General features: G+C 49.9%; 1 rRNA gene. It reads right to left on the bottom strand.

What is annotated here, in order from left to right:
- A 23S ribosomal RNA gene (locus ADJ83_RS04980) occupies nt 1-337 on the bottom strand; the annotation flags it as partial.

The raw sequence follows: 337 nt of genomic DNA, 5'->3' as shown, positions 1-337 counted from the left end.
CTACCCCGTTCCTTTGTAACTCCATATAGAGTGTCCTACAACCCCAAGAGGCAAGCCTCTTGGTTTGGGCTAATCCCGTTTCGCTCGCCGCTACTCAGGGAATCGCGTTTGCTTTCTCTTCCTCCGGGTACTTAGATGTTTCAGTTCCCCGGGTCTGCCTTCAGTACCCTATGTATTCAGGTAAAGATTCTATCCCATTACGGATAGAGGGTTTCCCCATTCGGAAATCTCTGGATCAAAGCTTACTTACAGCTCCCCAAAGCATATCGGTGTTAATCCCGTCCTTCATCGGCTCCTAGTGCCAAGGCATCCACCGTGCGCCCTTTCTAACTTAACT

The sequence above is a fragment of the Bacillus sp. 522_BSPC genome (genome assembly GCF_001076885.1).
GTDB classification, from domain to species: Bacteria; Bacillota; Bacilli; order Bacillales; family Cytobacillaceae; genus Niallia; species Niallia hominis.
Note: the sequence above shows the minus strand (reverse complement) of the source record. Positions and strands in the feature narration are given on the sequence as shown.